The following is a 17,870-nucleotide window of genomic DNA, read 5'->3' as shown; positions in this document are numbered from 1 at the left end:
AGGTCCGTCCCGGCGGCTCGGGCCATAGGCTGGCGCCATGACGTCCGACGCTCCCTCTGCGCCACGGGCCGCGCTCATCTACAACCCCATCAAGGTCGACGGAGCCGCACTGTGCGCTCTGGTGGAGCAGCACTCCGTCGAGGCCGGCTGGGAGCCGCCCCTGTTCCTCGAGACGCTCGTCGAGGATCCGGGTCAGCAGATCACCCGCAACGCGCTCGAGCAGGGCGCCGACGTGGTGATCGTGGCGGGCGGCGACGGCACCGTGCGCGCCGTCTCCGAGGCGATCCGCGGCACCGGAGTGCCCCTGGCGATCGTGCCGAGCGGCACGGGCAACCTTCTCGCCCGCAACCTGCTGCTGCCGCTGGACGACCAGGCGCTCGCCATCTCGGCCGCCTTCGACGGCGACCACATGGAGGTCGACATCGGCGTGGCGCTGCTGCGCCGGGAGGACGGCCGCCACGAGGAGCACGCCTTCGTTGTGCTCGCCGGCATGGGTCTCGACGCCGAGATGATCAAGAACACCAACCCCGAGCTGAAGAAGGCCGTGGGATGGGTGGCCTACGTCGACGGGGCCGCCCGCTCGCTGGCGGGAGCGCAGCCCTTCCGCATCGTCTACGACATCGTGCGCAAGCGCGAGGTGACCCGCAACACGCAAACCATCTCGACGTCGACGCGTCTGCGCTCGGCCAAGGTGCAGTCGATCCTGTTCGCCAACTGCGGTGAGCTTCCGGGCGGCATCTCGCTGATCCCGGACGGATCCATCGTCGATGGGCTGCTCGACATCGCTCTGGTGCAGCCGACAGGTCCGCTCGGGTGGCTCGGCGTGTGGCGCAAGGTCTGGTGGGACAACTCGGTGCTGCGCCGCACGCGCGCCGGGCGCCGTGTGCTCGAGCGCCGTGGGCGCTCGACCTCGGTGCGATACATCAGCGGCGTGGCGGCCGAGGCGGCGACGCCGATCCCCCAGCCCGTTCAGCTCGACGGCGACGAGTTCGGCCATGCCACGCGCATCTCGGTGCGCGTCGAGCACGGCGCCCTGCTCGTCACCCTGCCCAAGGGCCACCTCGACCTCGATCAGGAGTGAGGCGCGGCGCGGGTGACGCGGCGCGGCGGCGGGTGGCGCGGCGGCGCGTACGGCCGGGGGCTCCGCGGCTACTGCAGCGCCGAGGTGAGACGCGCGAGGTTGTCGAGCACCGTGGAGCGCAGCGGCTGCTGCTTCCACTCCTCGTGAGTGAGCTCGCGGCTGAGATCCCGGTAGTCGCCCTCGAGCTTGCGCATCTGCTGCACGAACTCCTCGCCGCGCACGAGCAGCGACACCTCGAGGTTGAGGCCGAACGAGCGCATGTCCATGTTGCTCGATCCGATGACCGCGACCTCGTCGTCGATCGTGAGGCCCTTGGTGTGCAGGATGTACGGCTTCGGGTAGAGCCAGATGCGCACGCCGGCGCGCAAGAGCGTCTCGTAGTAGCTGCGCTGCGCGTGGAAGACCACGGCCTGGTCGAGCTCTTCCGACACGAACAGCTCGACCTTCACGCCGCGCTTGGTCGCCGCGGTGAGGGCCAGCAGCATCGCCTCGTCGGGCACGAAGTACGGGCTGATCATGATGATCTTCGACTGCGCCGCGTAGAACAGCCCGAGGAAGAGGCGCAGGTTGTTCTCGACCTCGAAGCCCGGGCCCGACGGCACCACCTGGCAGTCGAGGTCGCCCGTGCCGGCCTCCATGTCCTTGAGGTCGATGTCCGGAGGCGTCCCCGCCTCGCTGACCCAGTCGGAGAGGAACACCGCGTTCACGCTCGAGACGATCGGACCGTCGAGGCGCACCATCACGTCGACCCACTGCAGACCGCGTCGGATGTTCTTCTTGACGTTGTAGCTGGCGTCGGTGACGTTCTGCGATCCGAGGAAGGCCACGTCGCCGTCGACGACGAGGATCTTGCGGTGATTGCGCAGATCCGGTCGCTGCCACCGGCCCTTGAGCGGCTGGATGGGCAGCGCGAAGTGCCATTCCGCGCCCATCGCGTCGAGACGCTTGAGCGTGCGGCGGTGGAACGGCTTCGAGAGGTTGGCCCAGTGATCCAGGATCACCCGCACCGGCAGGCCGCGCTCTCGCACCTCCTCCATCGCCCGGAAGATGTCATCGGTCGCCGGGTCGGACTTCAGGATGTACATCTCGAGATGCACGTACTCGCGAGCGGATCGGATCGCCGCGGCCATCTCGCGGAAGCAGTCGTCGTAGTCCGGGATGAGCCGCACGCCGTTGTCGCCCGTGAGCGGCATGGCGCCCAGCTCGCGGTTCATGCGCACGAGCGACGTGAACCACGCGGGCTCGTTCGGGCGCAGGCTCCCGCGCTCGAGATGTGAGCGGGCGTCGCGGATGTACTGGTTGATCTCGCGCTGACGCAGCCGCCGATGCCGCGGCAGGCGCGGGTTGCCGATGAGCAGGAACAGCAGCAGACCCGGCACCGGGAGGAAGAAGATCGCCAGCAGCCAGGCCATGCCCGCGGTGGGGCGGCGGTTGCGCGGCACGATGATCACGGCGAGCACCCGGATCGCCATGTCGACGATGGTCGTGACCACCAGAGTCCACGACGGATCGACGAACAGCTCCATCAGGCCCCCTTAGCGGTCGGCACCAGCGTACCGGTGCCCGGGGACATGATCGGTCGGTGACCGGGGATTATTCGGCGGCCTTGGGCGGAAGGCCGCGCTTGGCGCGCTCCTCCGCCTCGATGCGGGCATACGCCTTGCGCTCCGTGCGGTCGAAACGCAGGATGCTCCGCAGAATCCACCAGAACACCACGAGGATCACCGCGGTCGGCAGAATCGACCAGACCACTGCCATCCATCCGTCCATGGATCCATCGTAAGCGTGCCTTGCTGAGTGCCGGTCACGGCTCCCTCGACGTCGGATCTGTCGTCCACAGCCCCTGTGGGAGCCGGATCCCGTCCTCCCGCCTTCCGGGCCCATCCCGCGCTCGTCAGGCTCGGATCATGACCACCCAGACTCGATTCTCGCCCTCCCCCCAACCCGCCGTTGTGAAGGCCCACGGGGCCGCCGACCTGCTCTCGCTCGTGCCGCTGCTCATCGGGTGCCGTCCCCGCGACAGCGTGGTGCTCGTGCCGTTCGCCGGCGGGCGAGCGGCAGGGGGTCTCCGTCTCGACCTGCCGGCGGACGAGCTCTCGGCCGATGAGACCGCGGAGATCGCGGCCGAGTTCGTGGGTCACCTCGCGCGCCTGCCGAAGGAGATCGACCGCGCGGCGGTCGTTGTGTACACCGACGACCCCTATCGAGACGAGCAGGGCCGGGTCGCGCGGTCCGCGTTCGTCCAGGCGCTGCTGCGCTGCCTCGCCGCGGCCGAGTACGGCCTCGTCGACGCGCTGTGCGTCGGCTCGGACGGGTGGGGCCAGTGTCTCGACGGTCCGTTCGAGCCGCACCCCCTCAGCGAGATCGAGCCCGATCGCCTCGCGCTCCCGGGCATCGAGGTGCCGCAGGGCGACCAGCACGCGGGTACCGAACTGCCGCCGTCGAACCTCATCGAGCGAGAGCAGGTGGGCCACGAGCTGCTGCGGCTCACGCTCCGCTCGGACGACCTCACCCTGCCCGACCTCTTCGAGGACGCTCTCGCGCACGATCCCGCCGACCTGTCGCCGCCCGTCCTGGCGCGGCTGGCCCTCGCACTCGACCGCCCGGCCATCCGGGACATCGCCCTTGGCCAGTGGGCCGGCGACCTCGACGAGGGGCGGGCGATCCAGCGCTTCAACGTCGCGTGGTCGCGGGGCGAGCGGATCGACTTCGACGGCCCGCTCCGGCTGGCCGGCGAGGGGGACGAAGCCGATCCGGATCGGCTTCGTCACGCGCTGGAGGTCGCCAAGCGCGTCGCCTCGGTCGCACCGCGCGCACGTCGCGCCGGGCCGTTCGCCGCGGCGGCATGGCTGTCGTGGGCGCTCGGGCGCTCCACGCACGCGGCGCACTTCGTGAAGCTCGCGCGCGAGATCGACCCGCACCACGGGCTGGCGGACATCATCGCGACGATGATCGCTCAGACCCACCTGCCCGCCTGGCTGGGCAGTCGCGTGTCTCCGCGGGCCTCCCGCACACGGCGCGCCGGCCAGAGAGGCGCGTCGTGACGCCCTTCGCCTCCCGTGAGAGAGGCCCCGAGGGCTTACTTGACCAGCGGGAAGAGGATCGTCTCGCGGATGCCGAGACCGGTGATGGCCATCAGCAGGCGGTCGATGCCCATGCCCATGCCACCGGTCGGCGGCATGCCGTGCTCGAGCGCCCGCAGGAACTCCTCGTCGATGCGCATGGCCTCGTCGTCACCGCGGTCGGCGAGCTTGGCCTGCTCGACGAAGCGCTCGCGCTGGATGACCGGGTCGACCAGCTCGGAGTAGCCGGTGGCCAGCTCGAAGCCACGCACGTACAGATCCCACTTCTCGACGACGCCGGCGATCGAGCGGTGCTCGCGCACCAGCGGGCTGGTGTCGACCGGGAAGTCCATGACGAACGTCGGACGGGTGAGGTGCTGCTTGACGAAGTGCTCCCAGAGCTCCTCGACGAGCTTTCCGTGGGTCTCCTGCTTCGGGATCTCCACGCCGTTCGCGGTGGCCAGGGCGATGAGCTCCTCGACCGTGGTGTCGGGCGTGATCTCGATGCCCGCGGCCTCGGAGAGCGAGGGGTACATCGAGATGCGGTCCCACTGACCGCCGAGGTCGAACTCGGTGCCGTCGGCCCACGTGACCGTGGTCGATCCGGCGACGGCGATCGCCGCGTTCTGGATGAGCTCCTGCGTGAGGTCGGCGATGCCGTTGTAGTCGCTGTACGCCTGATAGGCCTCGAGCATCGCGAACTCGGGGCTGTGCGTCGAGTCGGCGCCCTCGTTGCGGAAGTTGCGGTTGATCTCGAACACGCGGTCGATGCCGCCGACGACGGCGCGCTTGAGGTAGAGCTCCGGCGCGATGCGCATGTACAGGTCGGTGTCGAACGCGTTCGAGTGCGTGATGAACGGACGAGCCGAGGCACCACCGGGCTGCACCTGCAGCATGGGCGTCTCGACCTCGGTGAAGTCGTGCGCGGCGAACGTGGCGCGCAGGCTCGCGTTCACCGTGGCACGGGCCTTGACCGTGGTGCGCGCGGTGTCACGAACGATGAGATCGAGGAAGCGGCTGCGCACGCGGCTCTCCTCGCTGAGCTCCGAGTGCAGGTTCGGCAGGGGCAGGAGCGCCTTGGCGGCGATCTCCCACGCCGACACCATGATCGACAGCTCGCCGCGGCGACTCGAGATGATCTCGCCGGAGACCGCGACGTGGTCACCCAGGTCGACGAGGTCCTTCCAGCGCTGCAGCGACTCCTCGCCCACATTCGCCAGCGAGATCATGGCCTGGATGCGCGATCCGTCGCCCGACTGCAGGCTCGCGAAGCAGAGCTTGCCGGTGTTGCGGCTGAACACGATGCGACCGGCGACCGAGGCCTGGTCACCCGTCTCGGCGCCCGCCTCGAGCTCGCCGTACTGCGCGCGCAGCTGCGGAATCGTGTGGGTCACGGGCACCGACACGGGGTACGCGCCACCCGCCGCGCTCTCGCGCTCGGCGATGAGGCGCTCGCGCTTGGCCAGACGCACGGCCTTCTGCTCGAAGATGTCCTCTTCGGTGGGCTCGGGTGCGTTCTCGGCGGGCGTCTCAGGCATGTCCTCAATCCTACGGGCGGCTGGCTGAGCGCCTCGTCGCACTCCGTGGCGCCCGGTACCCGGCGCCGCCGTCACTCGTCGGGAGGAAGGATCACCGTCGGCGAGGCCTCCGAGAGCGCCTGGTCGACCGTCGAGCGCACGAGCGCTGACAGATACCCTCCCGGGTTCTCGACCCCGATGCCGCGCAGGAGGCCGGTGGCCTGATGCACGATCTGCCTCGAGAACTCGGCTGCGGTGGCGATCGCCTCCGCGTAGGCGGCGCGATCGCGCTCTGCCACCACGATCGGCTCGCAGCCGATCTCCACCGCGAGCGCCTGCGCGATCGGCAGCACCGCCGCCGGCGCGGTCACCGCGGCGTAAGAGGCGGCGAGCTGCCGCAGGTCGAGGGTGGTGCCGGTGAAGGCGATCGCGGGGTGCACGGCCAGCGGGATCGCGCCCCGCGCGGCGGCGGGACGCAGCACCTCGATGCCGTGGGCCGGATCGGTGTGCAGCACGAGCTGCCCCATCTGCCAGGCGTCGAGCTCGGCGAGGCCTTCCACCAGACCGGGAAGCTCGCCGTGAGGCACGGCCACGATGACGAGCTCGCTGCGACGTGCGACCTCGAGAGCATCCAGCACGGGCACACCCGGCAGGATCGCCTCGACCCGATCTGGATCCGATCCGGCCGTGATCCCTGTCAGCGCGTGGCCCGCGCCGGCGAGCGCCGCACCCAGCACCGGGCCCACACGTCCGGCGCCGATGATGCCGACGCCGAGCCGTCCGTCGCGGTTCATACCGCCCCGTCGCCGCCGTCGCCGCCGGCGGGCGGTGTCGGCGGCACGACCGGCGCCACGACAGGCGGTGCCGCCGGGATCGCGGGCGCCGCGGCCGAGAGGTGCTGCGACCACCGGTGCGTCTGGTCGACGCGCGCCGCGGCAACCGCTCCCGTGCTCACGCGCTGGAGCAGCTCAATGGCATCCGCCGTGTCGAGGCCGACGACGTGACCCGAGACCGGCCCGATCACCGTGTGCACCTGAGCGCCCGCCACCCGCTGGAAGCGGTCGACCGGCCCCTGCTGCAGCGACACGGCCTGCAGGCGCGCGAGCGGGAAGACCGCGAGCTTGCGGAAGAGCACGCCCCGGCGGAACATCAGCGCCTCGTGCGTCAGCGCGAAGCCATGGCGCTTGAACGAGAACGGGCGGCGCCACCACGCACGCCGCGCCATCGTCTTGTACGGATCGATCGCGGTGGCCTTCGGGCCGAGCAGGCCGTCCTCCCACATCAGCGGGCCGTGCTCGATGGGCACGCCGGGCAGGATCAGCGCGAGCACACGCTCGACATCGGCGCGCGTGCCGACGGGCAGCACGGTGTTGAACTGCTGCGCACTGCCCGACGCCTGCGCCTCGGCGCTCTTGCCGCTCATCCGGTTGATCTTGATCGTCCACCAGCCGAAGGGACGCCAGAGCAGCGACTGCGACACCTCGACCGCGTAGATGCGGCCCGGCGGAAGCGTCTCGGTGACCGTCGTGAGCAGACCGAAGGTCACGCGCACGCCATCCGGCGTCGGGGCGATCGCATAGCGCAGCGACTTCGAGATCTGGGCCCACGTGATGGCCACCGCGGCGAACGCCATCGGGATGCCGGTGCCGAGACCGATGCCGACCGAGATGAGACCCGATTCGATCTCGTTGCCCGCGATGAGCAGCGGGATGAGGACGGATCCGATCCACAGCACGCCGAAGCCGACGATCCACCAGATGCCGTCCAGCAGGTACGCCCCGATGAGGCGGCCGGCGGGGATCTTGACGATGCTCTCGGCCGCGAGGTCCTGGTGGTCGACGCCCTCGATGAGCCCCACGACGCCGGCGTTGACCCCCGCGATCAGCGACTCACGCGGGGCGCGGCCTTCGGCGAGATCCCGCGCGGCTTCACGTGCCGCGCGCGCGCCCGAGGCGAGGCGCAGGATGTCGGCGCGCACCTGCTCGGCGCGCTCGGTCGCGAGGTACTCGAGGTCGACGTTCGCGCCGGTGCCCGCGCCGATCACCTCGAGCTTCGACAGCCCGATCAGTCGCGCCGGGAACGGACGGGTGAGGTTCACGCCCTGCACGCGGTCGAGCGGCGCGCGGCGATGCGACTTGAACAGGACGCCCTTGCGCACCTCGACCTCGTCGTCCGAGATGCGGAACTGGTGGAAGCGCCAGAGGAACCAGAAGACGCCGATGAGGACGAGCACCACCGCCAGCAGCGCGAGCAGGCCGATCACGATGAGGTTGTTCTCGAGCAGGAAGGCGACCACGTCGTCGTCCGGGTCGGTGGCGAACTCGTTCGCCTCGTTGGGCGCGAAGATCGAGATCATCCAGTACACCGCGTGATCGCGGAAGTTCGAGATGATCACACCCGCGATGACGATCAGCACCAGTCCGCCCTGGAACAGGGGGGTCAGCGGATGCATCCGGTGCCAGCCGCCGTCGGCGAGCGACGACGATCCGCCCCCGGCCAGCGGAGCGGCAGCAGCGGGCGCAGCGGGCGCGACGGGCGCGTCGGCGGAGGGCTCCAGGGGCGAGGTCACAGTCCGGTCCGGCGGGTCTCGGCGACCTCGATGAGCGTGTCGCGCAGGGCTTCCGACGCGGTGAGCGCCAGCCCCGGGATCTCGACGCCGGAGGTCGCCGCGGCGGTCACCATCTTGAGCTTCGAGATGCCGAAGGCGCGGTCGAGCGGCCCGTGCGTGATGTCGATGAGCTGCATGCGGCCGTAGGGAACGGCGACCATACGCTGCCACAGGATGCCGCGCCGGAAGACGAGGTCGTCCTCGCGCAGCATGTAGCCGAGCGCGCGTGCCTGCCGCGGCAGGATGATCTGGCTGAACAGCGTGATGGCCACCACCAGCCCGAAGCCGATCGCGTGCCACCACTGCTGCGTGAACACGCCGATCGCGATGCACGCCGCGACGAGGATCACGATGACCGCGACGTTCTGGATCGTCTGCGAGATCACGTACTTGGGTGAGATCTGGTGCCACACCCCGTCGAGGGCGAGACCGCCTCCGGCGCGCGGCTCGTGGATGCGCGTGTACGTGCCCTCATCCAGCACCGGATCCGTCGCCGGTCCCGCCTGCGCAGTGGCTGTCGGGGTCGCATCCGGGGCGGCGGGCGCCGCGAGCGGCTCAGTGCCGGTGCTCTCCGGGTTCGGGGTCTGCTGACTCTCGCTCATCGGGGTCCTCGGCGTCTGGGGGCAGGCTGCAGAAATGCTCCGCGACCAGGGCCGCCGCCACCAGCGCGGCACCCGCGGCGATGGTCGCGATGGTCGTCGCCATCGAGCCTAGCGCCGGGGTCACCGGTCGTGTCGAGACGTAGATCAGCAGGCCGACCGCGCCGCCGCCGAACACCGCGCCGACGATGCTCGAGGCCTTCGCCAGCATCGCGATCCGCACGGCCGCGAACGGGTCGACGCGAGGAGCGCCCGCGGTCCGCACCGATCGCCGCACCGGCCACGCGAGCGCGAGGCAGAGCGCGCCGAGCAGCCCGAGCAGGATCGGCAGCCCGATCGCGGGCGTGAACGTCGCGCGGCCCCCCAGCGTGAGCAGGTGGTCGACGAGGAACCCCACGCCGCCGCCCAGCACGGCGGCGACGAGCAGCGCGAGCGGCGAGGTGCGCCTCATCCGGCGCTCCCCCGCAGGGCGGCGAGCAGGTCGGCGACCCGGCCCCGGCCCGGCAGCACAGCATCCGGATCCACCTGCAGCCACGGAGCGAGCACGAAGTCGCGCTCGTGCGCGCGCGGGTGCGGCAGGATCAGCGCCTCGTCCTCCGAGACGACATCGCCGTACGCGATGAGGTCGAGGTCAAGCGTGCGAGCACCCCAGCGCTCGCGGCGCTCGCGCCCGTGGCGGGCCTCGATGGCATGCAGCATGCCCAGCAGCACCGACGGCGCCAGGCGCGTGCGCACGAGGGCCACGCCGTTCAGGTAGCGGGGCGCGGTCTCATCCGGACCGTCCAGCGTGAGCGCGACCGACTCGATCGCGTCGGACGCCACGACCTCGTCGACGAGCGGCAGGCGGCGCAGCTCGGCGACCGCCTCGTCGAGCGTCTCAGCGCGCTCGCCCAGGTTCGCACCGAGCGCGACGACGGCGGTGACCGTCTCGCGAGGCTCGCGCGCGGGAGGCGTGCCGAGGGGGCGCGTCAGGTCCTTGCTCACGCCAGCTCACTCTCGTCGGGCACGTCGTACCGCACGGCGGTCCAGGTGACCGACACGTCCTCGAACTGCAGCGGGATGGGGGCGTGGGGCTTGTGCACGGTGACCCCCGCGGACGCGATCTTCGGATCCTCGGTGAGCGCGTCCGAGATCCGCTTGGCGAGCGTCTCGATCAGGTTGACGGGCTCGCCTGCGACGATCGCGGCGATCTGCTCGGCCATCTCGCCGTAGTGCACGGTCTCGGCGACATCGTCGGTCGCCGCGGCGCGCGCGGCGGCCTCGTCTGTGAGGGTCAGGTCGACGTCGATGACGAACTCCTGCCCGTTCTGACGCTCGAAGTCGAAGACGCCGTGGTGTCCGAAGACCCGCAGCCCCTTGAGTGCGATCTGCATCATGTGCTCCTCGATCCGCTCGGCCATGTCAGCCCCTCCAGACATCGAGCACGGCGAGCGCGTCGCGCGTGGCAGTCACGTTGTGCACGCGCACCGCGTGCACGTTCAGCTGCGCCGCGAGCACGCTGGTGACCGCGGTCGCGAGATCCTTCTGATCCTGGGTCGCCTCCTCGCCCACCGCCTGCGCCAGGAAGCGCTTGCGCGACGTGCCGATGAGTACGGGGAAGCCGAGCGCCTGCACGGCGGGGAGCGCCCGCAGCAGCGCCCAGTTCTGGTCGCCCGCCTTGGCGAACCCGATACCCGGATCGAGGATGATCCGCGTGCGGGCGACGCCCGCGGCGAGCGCGGCGTCGACGCGCTCGCCGAGCTCTGCGACGACCTCGTCGGCGACGGAGTCGTAGGTCGCCTTCGCGTACATGTCGGCAGACGGCCCGCGCCAGTGGCCGAGTGCCACGGTCGCGCCCGTCTCGGCGACGACGTCGAGGATCTCCGGATCGGCGAGCCCCCCGGAGACGTCGTTCACGATGCGCGCGCCGGCGGCCACGGCCTCACGCGCGGTCTCGGCGCGGTAGGTGTCGACACTGACGGTCGCGCCATCGGCGGCGAGGGCGGTGATCACGGGCAGCACGCGCCGGATCTCCTCCTCCGCGCCCACCGGCTTCGAGCCGGGGCGAGTCGATTCGCCCCCGACGTCGAGCACGTGCGCCCCCTGATCGCGCAGGTGCCGCCCGTGCGCGATCGCGAGGGAGCGATCGAGGTAACGCCCGCCGTCGCTGAAGGAGTCGGGCGTGACGTTGACGATGCCCCAGATGCTCGTCATCCGGCGTCCCCGGCTGTGACTCCAGGCTCGAGGCGCGGCGGCTCGCTCCACGTCCGCGCGCCCGCGGCCGGGGCGATCAGGGCGATGATCTCCGCCCGGGCGGCGGGCTCGGCGAGCTCCCCGCGCGCGGCGACCGTGACCGTCGACGAGTCGCTCTGACGCGAGCCGCGCATGGTCACGCACTGGTGCTGGGCATCGAGCACAACGAGCACCCCTCGCGCGTCGAGCGACGACGCGATGGTGTCGGCGATCTGCTCGCCGAGGCGCTCCTGCACCTGCGGACGCGCGGCGAGGATGTCCACCACCTTCGGCAGCGCGCCGAGGCCCACGACCTGCTCCCCCGGCAGGTAGGCGATGTGCGCGTGTCCGGCGAAGGGCAGCAGGTGGTGCTCGCACACCGAGCGGAACCGCACGTCGCGCAGCACGACCGCCCCCGACGGGATCGTGTCGGGAGCAGGGCCATGCGAGACGCTGATGGTGTGCGCCAGCGGCTCGGACGGATCCTGTCCCACGCCCGCGAAGAACTCGCCGTAGGCCTCCGCGACGCGGTGCGGCGTCTGCTTCAGCCCGGGACGATCCGGATCCTCGCCGATCGCCTTCAGCAGCTCGGTCACGAGCGCGGCGATGCGCTCCCTGTCGACGGACATGCGCTCACTCAGGAGGTCGCGTTGGCGGCCATGCCGCCCGACGCCGAGCGCTGCGGCACCTCGATCGGGGGAAGCGTCGAGACGGGGCGCTCCTCGCTCGAGAGCCACTGCGGCCGCGCGTCGAGCTTCTTCACGTCCTTGAAGATGTCCTCGAGCTGGGTGTGGTCGAGGGTCTCCTTCTCGAGCAGCTCGAGGGCGAGACGGTCGAGCACGTCGCGGTTGGCGTTGATGACCTCGTAGGCCTCGTTGTGCGCCTGCTCGATGAGCGCGCGCACCTGGTCGTCGATGCGCTCGGCGACCCGCTCCGAGTACTCGCGGCCGTGGCCCATGTCGCGGCCCATAAAGACCTCGCCGCTCGCCGAGGCGAGTTTGACCGGACCGACCGTGGCCGTCATGCCGTACTCCGTGACCATCTTGCGGGCGATGCCCGTGGCCTTCTCGATGTCGTTCGAGGCGCCGGTGGTCGGGTCGTGGAAGACGATCTCCTCCGCGACGCGGCCGCCCATCGCGTAGGCCAGCTGGTCCTGCAGCTCGTTGCGGGTGACCGAGTACTTGTCCTCGAGCGGCAGCACCATCGTGTAGCCGAGAGCCTTGCCGCGGGGCAGGATCGTGATCTTCGTGACCGGATCGGTGTGGTTCATCGCCGCTGCCGCGAGCGCGTGACCGCCCTCGTGGTACGCGGTGATGAGCTTCTCCTTGTCGTTCATCACGCGGGTGCGGCGCTGGGGGCCGGCGATGACGCGGTCGATCGCCTCGTCGAGCGCGCGGTTGTCGATGAGCTGCGCGTTCGAGCGGGCCGTCAGCAGAGCGGCCTCGTTGAGCACGTTGGCGAGGTCGGCGCCGGTGAAGCCGGGCGTCTTGCGGGCGACCACGTCGAGGTCGACGCTGTCGGCGAGCGGCTTGCCGCGACCGTGCACCTCGAGGATCTTGCGGCGGCCCGCGAGATCCGGAGCGTCCACGCCGATCTGACGGTCGAAGCGGCCGGGGCGCAGCAGCGCCGGGTCGAGGATGTCAGGGCGGTTGGTGGCCGCGATGACGATCACGTTCTGCTTGGGGTCGAAGCCGTCCATCTCGACGAGCATCTGGTTCAGAGTCTGCTCGCGCTCGTCGTGACCGCCGCCCATGCCGGCGCCGCGGTGGCGGCCGACCGCGTCGATCTCGTCGATGAAGATGATCGCCGGCGAGTTCTCCTTGGCCTGGTTGAACAGGTCGCGCACGCGGCTCGCGCCGACACCGACGAACATCTCGACGAAGTCGGAACCCGAGATCGAGTAGAAGGGCACCCCCGCCTCGCCGGCGACGGCGCGCGCGAGGAGGGTCTTGCCGGTTCCGGGAGGGCCGTACAGCAGCGCACCCTTGGGGATCTTGGCGCCGAGGGCCTGGTACTTGGCCGGATCCTTCAGGAAGTCCTTGATCTCGGCGAGCTCCTCGAGCGCCTCGTCGGCACCCGCGACATCCGCAAACGTCACATCCGGGTGCTCCTTGTTCGAGAGCTTCGCGCGCGACTTGCCGAACTGCATGACCTTGCCGCCGCCGCCCTGGGCGCTCGACAGCAGGAACCAGAACAGCACACCGAGCAGCAGCATCGGCAGCAGCAGCGAGAGCAGCCCGTCGAACCAGGTGGCGCGCGGCACCGCGTCGTCGAATCCGTCCTTCGGGTCGGCTTCCTGCACGGCCTCGACGACCTCGTCGGCGCGGGCGCTGACGTAGTAGAACTGCACCTCGGTCGCGCCCTCATGGGCCTTCGACAGCTGCAGGTCGACGCGCTGGTCGCCGTCGGTGATCAGCACCTTCTCGGTGGTGCCGCCGCGCAGCAGCTCGAGACCCTCCTGGGTCGTGACCTGACGCGTGCCGGTGAGGCTCGAGATCAGCGAGAAGCCGACCACGAGAAGCAGGCCGATCAGCAGCACGTAGATCAGCGGATTGCGCGTCAGCTTCTTGAAATCCATGGTGCGCTTCACGTTACCCTCAGGCGCCTATGCCTTCACCGGGATTCGCCCAAGGCGTACGGCTTCGCGCGCGACGCGCGCCGCGGATCCGTGCTCGATCAGGCGTAGACGTGCGGCGCCAGCACGGCCACGTCGCGGAGGTTGCGGTAGCGCTCGGCGTAGTCGAGGCCGTAGCCCACCACGAACTCGGTGGGGATGTCGAAGCCGAGGTACCGGCAGTCGATCTCGACCTTCGCGGCGTCGGGCTTGCGCAGCAGCGCCAGCACCTCGACCGACTCGGCCCCGCGCGAGGCGAAGTTGTCGAGCAGCCAGCTGAGGGTCAGCCCCGAGTCGATGATGTCCTCGACGATCAGCACGTGCCATCCGCCGAGATCCGTGTCGAGATCCTTGCGGATCTGCACCACGCCGCTCGACTTCGTCGAGCTGCCGTAGCTGGACACGGCCATCCAGTCCATCGCGATGTCGCGCTTGAGGTGGCGCGCGAAGTCGGCCATGACCATGACCGCGCCCTTGAGCACGCCCACGAGGAGGAGCTTCTTGCCCTCGTAGTCCTGCTCGACCTGGCGGGCCAGGTCGGCGAGCTTCGCGTCGATCTGCTCCTCGGTGACGAGGACGGTCGTGAGGTCGTTCGGGATGTCCGCCGCGCGCATGGGTTCGAGCTTACGTGCGCGCGGTGAAGATGATCAGGGCGTTTTTACGGGCGGCCGTGCAGCCGGGCAGGTCGATCGGCCCCTGCCCCGACCAGTCGGTGACGAGGCGGGCGACCTCGAGGGTCTGCACGCGGGTGAGGGCGACGCCGAACTCGCTCTGCACAACGTGCCGGATGATGCGGTGGCGCAATGCCGGCGGGTTCGCGGCGAGCGCGGCCACCGAGACGGCGATGCCGGCCTCGGCGTGCTCGACGATGTCCTCGATCGTCTCCTCGATCATCTCGGCGAAGGCCTCGGCGTCCTCGCGCAGCTGCTCGGCCGTGCGCGCCAGCGCCTCGGCGATGCCGGGGCCGAGCTCGCCTTCGAGCACCGGCAGCACGCGCTCGCGCACCCGCACGCGCGAGAAGCGGATGTCGCTGTTGTGCGGGTCATCCCACGGCTCGAGGCTCTGCGCCGCGCACGCGGCCTGGGTGGCCTCGCGGCGCAGCCCCAGCAGGGGCCGGAGCCAGCGCACGCCGCTGTCGTCGGTGCGCTCCGACGCCATCCCGGCAAGGCTCGTGCCCCCGGCGCCGCGTGCGAGCCCGAGCAGCACCGTCTCGGCCTGGTCGTCGAGCGTATGGCCGAGCAGCACCGCCGCGGCCCCCGCGTCCGCGGCGGCATCGCGCAGCGCGCCGTAACGCGCGTCGCGCGCGGCCGCCTCCACGCCGCCCTCACGCCCGACCTCGACGCGCACGACCAGCGGATCGATGCCGAGCGCCGCCGCCTTCTGCGCCGCGGCCGACGCGATCCGATCCGATCCGTCCTGCAGGGCGTGGTCGATCGTGACGCTCGCCACCCGGATCCCGCGGGCGCGGGCCTCGTGAGCGGTCGCGGCGGCGAGCGCGAGGGAGTCGGCGCCGCCCGACAGCGCGACGAGCACGACGGATCCGTCCGGCACCTCCGCGAGGGACGTGCGGACGGCGAGGCGGACGGCGGCGAGGGCGGGATCGAGCACGACTCAACGGTAGTGGGGCGCCCCGGTTACTCTTTAGAGCGCATAACCCCTGATCTTCAAGGAGACCCACGCATGGGCGCGTACGACGCAGTCATCGAGATCCCGCGCGGCAGCCGCGTGAAGTACGAGGTCGACCACGGCACGGGCCGTGTCTTCCTCGACCGCGTGCTGTACACGACCTTCGGCTACCCCACCGACTACGGGTTCTTCGAGAACTCGCTCGGCGAGGACGGCGACCCGCTCGACGTGCTGGTCATCATGGACCACTCCGTCTACCCGGGTGTCGGCGCGAAGGTGCGCCCGGTGGCCGTGCTGAAGATGTCGGATGAGGCCGGCGGCGACGACAAGGTCATCGCGGTGCTCGCGAAGGACCCGCGCTGGGACCACATCCAGGACATCGACGACATCCCGGAGTACACGAAGAAGGAGATCACGCACTTCTTCGAGCACTACAAGGACCTCGAGCCCAACAAGTGGGTCAAGGTCGACGAGTGGGCCAACGCCGCCGAGGCCGAGCGCCTGGTGATCGAGGCCTACGAGCGCTTCGAGGAGCACGAGGCCCAGACCCGCACCCAGGGTGCGGGCGAGGCGCCCAACACGCGCGACTGATCCCCGGATCCGGAAGAAGGGCCCCGCTTCCTCGGAAGCGGGGCCCTTCTTCTCGCGCTCGGGCGCTCAGTACGTGTTGATGCCGCGGGCCGACATAAACGGCCCCGGATCGGTCGTGCCGCCGTTGACGTAGACCTCGAAGTGCAGGTGGCAGCCGAACGAGTTGCCGGTGTTGCCCTCGTACGCGATGACCTGACCCGCGTTGACCCACTGCCCACGCCGAACGATGATGCCGCCGTTGACGATGTGGCCGTACCCGGTGCCCACGCCGCCGCCGTGGTCGATGCGCACGTAGTTGCCATAGCCGCCGTTGTAGCCGGCGTACGTGACAGTGCCCGAGTGCGCGGCGTAGATGCGCGCGCCGCAGCCGGCGGCGAGGTCGATGCCGGCGTGGATCTTCGAGCCGCAGTACCGCGAGTTGCACATCTGGGGGCGCGGGCCGTAGCCCGAGGTGCGCCAGCCGTCGCTCGGGCGGGCCCACCCGCTGCCCGTCGGGGCACCACCGGAGGTCGAGCCACCGCCGCTTCCGCCGGCCGCGGCCTCCGCCGCCGCACGGTCTGCGGCCTCGCGGGCGGCCTGGTCGCGGGCGGCCTTCGCGGCCGCGGCGGCCGCCGCGGCGCGGCGCTGCTCCTCGAGGCGACGCTGCTCGGCCTCGTAGGCCTGCTTGGCCTTGACGCCCTTCTCGTAGTCGGCGACGGTCTTAGCCGTCGTGTCCTTGAGGGCGGCGAGCTGCGCCTCGAGCGTGATCATGTTCGCCTGCTGGTCGGCGAGGGCCTGCTCGGCTGCGGCCTGGGCCTCCTGCGCCGCGACCATCTTGTCCTCGGCGACCTTCTGCAGGCGGTCGCGCTCGGCGCGAGCCACCTCGGCCTGGTCGGAGAGGCTCTTGGCCGAGTCGCGAGCCGCGACGGCCTCGGCATAGACCGTCTCGCTGCCGCCGATGAGCTTGTCCATCTGGCCGAGCTTGGTGAGCAGGTCATCGGCCGTGGCCGCGGATCCGGCGAACAGCACCTCGAGCGACGTGCTGTCACCGCCCGCGCGGGAGAGCTGGGTCGCCACACGCGCCGCGTTGGTGGCGGCGGTGTCCGCCTTCACCGCCTGATCGTCGGCCTGCTTCTGCAGCTCCTGGGCGCGGAAGTCGGCCTCAAAGAACGCCTGCTGCGCCTCGTAGAACTCGTTCGCGGCCTTCTCGGCGGCGGCCTGCGTCTCCTCGACGCGCCGCGTGAGCTGCGCGATCATGTCGGTGACGCGCTGGATCTCCGCCTGCTTCGCCGACTGGTTGCCCTTGGCCGCCTGCACGTCGTCCCACGACGGGTAGTCATCGGGGTTGTAGGTGACGGCGAAGGCCGACCCACCGCCCGACAGCCCGACTCCGAGCGCGACCGCGCCCGTGGTCGCGAGCGCCAGGGCGCTGCGCCGGGTGATCGGGTTCCACGCGCCGGGGTTCCAGAAACGGGCGCGTTCAGCAGGGGTCGGGGCGCAGTTGCAGTCCTCTGCCGTGGCCTCAGGGGTGCCCATCGGGGGGCTGGTCACCGCGTTGTTCACATCCGTCACACTAACAACACCCGTCACATCGGGAACAGGGGGTCCCACCGGACGGGCATGCCTGGCAGCACTCCGGGGGCCTGCACATCATGCCCGCGACTCGCCCGGGATGCGGGAGGACGCGCCCCGAATTGGAGAATCGGGCGATCTCCGCTTAAAGTATTCCAGTCGGCACGTGAGCCCCGAGGTTCACCCCGGCCCCATCGTTTAGCGGCCTAGGACGCCGCCCTTTCACGGCGGTAGCACGGGTTCGAATCCCGTTGGGGTCACACGTTCTGATACAATTTCATAGTTTGGCCCTGTAGCGCAGTTGGTTAGCGTGCCGCCCTGTCACGGCGGAGGTCGCGGGTTCAAGTCCCGTCAGGGTCGCTCCAAGCGACGGGCCTTCTTTCGAGGAGGCCTTTCGTGTAGGAACGGCA

The 17,870-nt window shown here is 70.5% G+C and carries 18 protein-coding genes and 2 tRNA genes; 5 read left to right on the top strand and 15 right to left on the bottom strand.

Annotated features, from left to right (window positions below; genetic code table 11):
* The first annotated feature begins 37 nt into the window (after window positions 1-37).
* The gene (locus J5V96_RS05370; protein ID WP_208501407.1) at window positions 38-1,081 is read left to right on the top strand and encodes a diacylglycerol/lipid kinase family protein; all 1,044 of its coding nucleotides are present in this window, start codon (window positions 38-40) and stop codon (window positions 1,079-1,081) included.
* Window positions 1,082-1,149: 68 nt separating this feature from the next.
* Here the strand turns inward: J5V96_RS05370 and cls are convergent, their stop codons facing one another.
* Window positions 1,150-2,607, bottom strand: a complete 1,458-nt coding sequence (gene cls / locus J5V96_RS05365; protein WP_208501405.1) for a cardiolipin synthase — start codon at window positions 2,605-2,607, stop codon at window positions 1,150-1,152.
* Window positions 2,608-2,674: 67 nt separating this feature from the next.
* Complete coding sequence (locus J5V96_RS05360; protein WP_208501403.1) at window positions 2,675-2,851, bottom strand: hypothetical protein; 177 nt, start codon at window positions 2,849-2,851, stop codon at window positions 2,675-2,677.
* A gap of 137 nt (window positions 2,852-2,988) precedes the next feature.
* Here J5V96_RS05360 and J5V96_RS05355 point away from each other — a divergent pair, with 137 nt between their 5' ends.
* Window positions 2,989-4,125: a DUF4192 family protein gene (locus J5V96_RS05355; RefSeq protein WP_208501401.1), complete on the top strand. Its 1,137-nt coding sequence runs from the start codon at window positions 2,989-2,991 to the stop codon at window positions 4,123-4,125.
* Window positions 4,126-4,160: 35 nt separating this feature from the next.
* Here J5V96_RS05355 and lysS read toward each other — a convergent pair whose 3' ends face one another.
* From lysS to tilS, 12 genes are all read right to left on the bottom strand, one after another.
* Window positions 4,161-5,681, bottom strand: coding sequence for a lysine--tRNA ligase (lysS, locus tag J5V96_RS05350; protein ID WP_208501399.1), 1,521 nt, complete (start codon window positions 5,679-5,681; stop codon window positions 4,161-4,163).
* Between the two features lie 71 nt (window positions 5,682-5,752).
* Window positions 5,753-6,454 carry a DUF2520 domain-containing protein gene (locus J5V96_RS05345; RefSeq protein ID WP_208501398.1) on the bottom strand — a complete coding sequence of 234 codons (702 nt, stop codon included), beginning with the start codon at window positions 6,452-6,454 and terminating at the stop codon, window positions 5,753-5,755.
* On the bottom strand, window positions 6,451-8,229 hold the full coding sequence (locus tag J5V96_RS05340; protein ID WP_307793532.1) for a PH domain-containing protein: 1,779 nt from the start codon (window positions 8,227-8,229) through the stop codon (window positions 6,451-6,453). Before J5V96_RS05340 ends, J5V96_RS05345 begins: the two co-directional genes overlap by 4 nt.
* Window positions 8,226-8,870, bottom strand: a complete 645-nt coding sequence (locus J5V96_RS05335; RefSeq protein WP_208501395.1) for a PH domain-containing protein — start codon at window positions 8,868-8,870, stop codon at window positions 8,226-8,228. The genes J5V96_RS05340 and J5V96_RS05335 overlap by 4 nt, the downstream gene beginning before the upstream one ends.
* The gene (locus J5V96_RS05330) at window positions 8,824-9,318 is read right to left on the bottom strand and encodes a DUF3180 family protein (RefSeq protein ID WP_208501388.1); all 495 of its coding nucleotides are present in this window, start codon (window positions 9,316-9,318) and stop codon (window positions 8,824-8,826) included. Before J5V96_RS05330 ends, J5V96_RS05335 begins: the two co-directional genes overlap by 47 nt.
* Window positions 9,315-9,851, bottom strand: coding sequence for a 2-amino-4-hydroxy-6-hydroxymethyldihydropteridine diphosphokinase (gene folK, locus J5V96_RS05325; RefSeq protein ID WP_208501386.1), 537 nt, complete (start codon window positions 9,849-9,851; stop codon window positions 9,315-9,317). Before folK ends, J5V96_RS05330 begins: the two co-directional genes overlap by 4 nt.
* Complete coding sequence (folB, locus tag J5V96_RS05320; protein WP_236014523.1) at window positions 9,848-10,267, bottom strand: dihydroneopterin aldolase; 420 nt, start codon at window positions 10,265-10,267, stop codon at window positions 9,848-9,850. The genes folK and folB overlap by 4 nt, the downstream gene beginning before the upstream one ends.
* Window position 10,268: 1 nt before the next feature.
* Complete coding sequence (folP, locus tag J5V96_RS05315; protein WP_208501384.1) at window positions 10,269-11,060, bottom strand: dihydropteroate synthase; 792 nt, start codon at window positions 11,058-11,060, stop codon at window positions 10,269-10,271.
* Window positions 11,057-11,707 carry a GTP cyclohydrolase I gene (gene folE / locus J5V96_RS05310; protein ID WP_208501382.1) on the bottom strand — a complete coding sequence of 217 codons (651 nt, stop codon included), beginning with the start codon at window positions 11,705-11,707 and terminating at the stop codon, window positions 11,057-11,059. The genes folP and folE overlap by 4 nt, the downstream gene beginning before the upstream one ends.
* 8 nt (window positions 11,708-11,715) lie before the next feature.
* The gene (gene ftsH / locus J5V96_RS05305) at window positions 11,716-13,656 is read right to left on the bottom strand and encodes an ATP-dependent zinc metalloprotease FtsH (protein WP_208501380.1); all 1,941 of its coding nucleotides are present in this window, start codon (window positions 13,654-13,656) and stop codon (window positions 11,716-11,718) included.
* 98 nt (window positions 13,657-13,754) lie between these two features.
* The gene (gene hpt / locus J5V96_RS05300; protein ID WP_208501369.1) at window positions 13,755-14,306 is read right to left on the bottom strand and encodes a hypoxanthine phosphoribosyltransferase; all 552 of its coding nucleotides are present in this window, start codon (window positions 14,304-14,306) and stop codon (window positions 13,755-13,757) included.
* 10 nt (window positions 14,307-14,316) lie between these two features.
* On the bottom strand, window positions 14,317-15,300 hold the full coding sequence (tilS, locus tag J5V96_RS05295; protein WP_208501359.1) for a tRNA lysidine(34) synthetase TilS: 984 nt from the start codon (window positions 15,298-15,300) through the stop codon (window positions 14,317-14,319).
* 72 nt (window positions 15,301-15,372) lie between these two features.
* Here tilS and J5V96_RS05290 point away from each other — a divergent pair, with 72 nt between their 5' ends.
* Window positions 15,373-15,909, top strand: a complete 537-nt coding sequence (locus J5V96_RS05290) for an inorganic diphosphatase (protein WP_208501351.1) — start codon at window positions 15,373-15,375, stop codon at window positions 15,907-15,909.
* A gap of 66 nt (window positions 15,910-15,975) precedes the next feature.
* On the opposite strand, the gene J5V96_RS05285 is transcribed toward J5V96_RS05290, so the two are convergent.
* Window positions 15,976-17,424 (bottom strand): M23 family metallopeptidase, encoded by a 1,449-nt coding sequence (locus J5V96_RS05285; RefSeq protein ID WP_208501350.1) that lies wholly within the window; start codon window positions 17,422-17,424, stop codon window positions 15,976-15,978.
* Between the two features lie 223 nt (window positions 17,425-17,647).
* Here J5V96_RS05285 and J5V96_RS05280 point away from each other — a divergent pair.
* A tRNA-Glu gene (locus J5V96_RS05280) sits at window positions 17,648-17,720 on the top strand.
* A 26-nt stretch (window positions 17,721-17,746) separates the two neighbouring features.
* Window positions 17,747-17,820: transfer RNA gene (locus tag J5V96_RS05275), tRNA-Asp, on the top strand.
* The last annotated feature ends 50 nt before the right edge of the window (window positions 17,821-17,870 follow it).

Origin of the sequence: Microbacterium stercoris (genome assembly GCF_017592545.1) — a bacterium.
In the GTDB taxonomy this organism is placed as follows: Bacteria; Actinomycetota; Actinomycetes; order Actinomycetales; family Microbacteriaceae; genus Microbacterium; species Microbacterium stercoris.
Note: the sequence above shows the minus strand (reverse complement) of the source record. Positions and strands in the feature narration are given on the sequence as shown.